This is a genomic window from Acidithrix ferrooxidans (assembly GCF_000949295.1).
Lineage (GTDB): Bacteria > Actinomycetota > Acidimicrobiia > Acidimicrobiales > Acidimicrobiaceae > Acidithrix > Acidithrix ferrooxidans.
In genome coordinates, this window is sequence record NZ_JXYS01000158.1 from 1 (window position 1) to 2,177 (window position 2,177).

Here is a 2,177-nt window from a genome sequence, read left to right on the forward strand (position 1 = left end):
TTTAGAGTGTTTGATAGTCACCTTTGACGATTCGAACGCAGTTTCCAACAGTGGGTTAATACTCCCTATCACCCTTGCTGAGAGACTTGGCCTTAGGGATCTCTTTGATTTACACATTGACCTAGAGGATCGTCCTGGACGAGCAAATGTTGGCAGAAAAGCTATGGCTATCATTGCATCTATCTTGGCCGGTGGTGATTGCATTGATGACACTGCAATCCTTGAAAGCCCAAATGCGCAAGTTATCCTTGGTCAGATAATGCCAGCACCATCTAGGTTTGGTGTCTTCTTGCGTAGTTTTGAGACCAGTGACATCGCAGATGTTGAACGAGTTGCAGCTTTGTTGCTAAAACGAGCCTGGCTAGCTGGAGCAGGTCCAGGTGATGAGCCGCTCACCATTGATGTTGATTCCACGATATGTCAGGTATATGGAAACAAAAAAGAAGGAGCTTACTTTGGTTATACCAACCTAAGGGGGGTATCACCCACACCTAGCAGCTGTTGGCAAAACAGGTGACATTCTTGGAATAGCGACACGTGAAGGCAATGCCAATACCGCCCGTGGTGCCGGGGAGTTTGTAACCCAGGTAATCAACAATGCCAGAGCCGCTGGAGCAACTGGTGAAATAACCATGCGTTTTGACTCTGGGTTCTTCTCAAGAGCCGTTAGAGACGCAGCTAGTGCGGGCAATACTCGCTTTTGCATTACAACACGGATGTCCAAGAGACTAAAAGGTATCATCTCCGATATCCAAGAGGATGCCTGGACTTCAATTCCCTACTGGCTTGAAGGTGGAGCTGATGTAGCAGAAGTGAAATACCGTCAAAAACAGTAAATATCGCGCATTTGCAAGAGATAGACAAGACGTTCGTCTTATCGTAGGAAGAACAAAGCCTACTCCAGGGTCTCAGCTGGCACTATTTAGAGACTATGACTATCACGCATTTATTACCGATCGACAAGGCGAAACGCTCTTTCTTGAGGCTGATCACCGAGCACATGCCCAGATCGAACTAGTCATCAAGGATCTCAAAGGAGGTTCTAGATGGAATCATGTTCCATCTGGATACATGAACGCTAATGCCGTTTGGTTGGCTCTTGGTGCAATTGCACACAACCTGGCACGGTTCACTGCACGAATACGTGCTATTACAGAAACTGTTACACCACACCAAAGCTTCGACGGTGTTACTTTCAGATCGCAGGACATATCACTCGTTCAGCTAGAAAAGTAATACTGCATCTTGAAGAACACTGGCACTATAAGGATAAGTTCTTAGAGGCTCTTGATCGGATCAGAAAGTTTGAGATCGCCATCACCTGAACATCTGGTTACCTAACACACTGAATATTACTTGAAGGAACTGCTCTAGAAGACAAGGGACTAGGTCACTATGGCTAAAATGAGATTTCACAATCTCAAAAATGACCAAACAGGCTCAACCACAAAGGGAATAGGTCATATTTGGCACTCTGAAACCAGATTTAAGCCATAGACCCTCCGTCAAACCTAAATCAGTTCCGAAAAACCGACTCAGAGTCACACCGAAGGGCTCAAGCTGGTCCATTTCTGTGGATTCAGGCTTAGGCAAGGCACTGGTTGTCGTATATCCATGGATCAACTCGAGGCTCTATGGCTTCATAGTTATAGTCTTTGGCCCAAACGGTCATGATCCATAAGTATTGGTCTTCGAATTAATTGGACTGTTGGTTCTAGGAAGTGGGGCTAATGCTACGGCAGCATCTTGATGATTAGGAAAGGAAGAACTTTTTGTTGATTTAGTAGTAGCTACGGGCTGTGGGTCTTGTTGACCAAGAGTCGCCGATTTCAACTCGGTAGGCGAAAGTTACAAATTTGACTACCTGTAATATTCTTGGTCCACAAATCCACAGTCCATTAGGACTTGTTGTAGTCATAGGATCTTAATATGTAATAGAAATATCTCAGAGTGCATTTTGGCAATCACTGATCACCTGTGATTGGGATTGGGTTCTCAGCTTTGGAATGATCCTCTTGTTATCTCAAGGTCCATCAAATCATAGACCAAGTGCTCTTGGGGCTATTGAGTCGAATGACTATTTTCAATCTTGTGGTGACTATCAGGACGATTGATACATCCATTTAGTGTCTCGATTGATAGTTGTTGGTAGCAAGTGCCACCAACATCGGAGTGAT

At 44.8% G+C, this 2,177-nt stretch carries 3 protein-coding genes; all 3 read left to right on the plus strand.

The genetic code is table 11. The features are described 5' to 3' along the window. On the plus strand, positions 1-517 hold a 517-nt coding region (locus AXFE_RS21175; protein WP_200891365.1), incomplete at its 5' end, for a transposase. A gap of 10 nt (positions 518-527) precedes the next feature. Beyond that, on the plus strand, positions 528-836 hold the full coding sequence (locus tag AXFE_RS21180; protein ID WP_268749174.1) for a hypothetical protein: 309 nt from the start codon (positions 528-530) through the stop codon (positions 834-836). Positions 837-1,071: 235 nt separating this feature from the next. Next, positions 1,072-1,236 carry a hypothetical protein gene (locus tag AXFE_RS20250; protein WP_160291939.1) on the plus strand — a complete coding sequence of 55 codons (165 nt, stop codon included), beginning with the start codon at positions 1,072-1,074 and terminating at the stop codon, positions 1,234-1,236. Positions 1,237-2,177 lie beyond the last annotated feature (941 nt).

Coding starts and splice junctions, on each gene's coding strand:
- AXFE_RS20250 (WP_160291939.1), top strand. CDS start 1,072: ATGAACGCTAATGCCGTTTGGTTGGCTCTTGGTGCAATTGCACACAAC.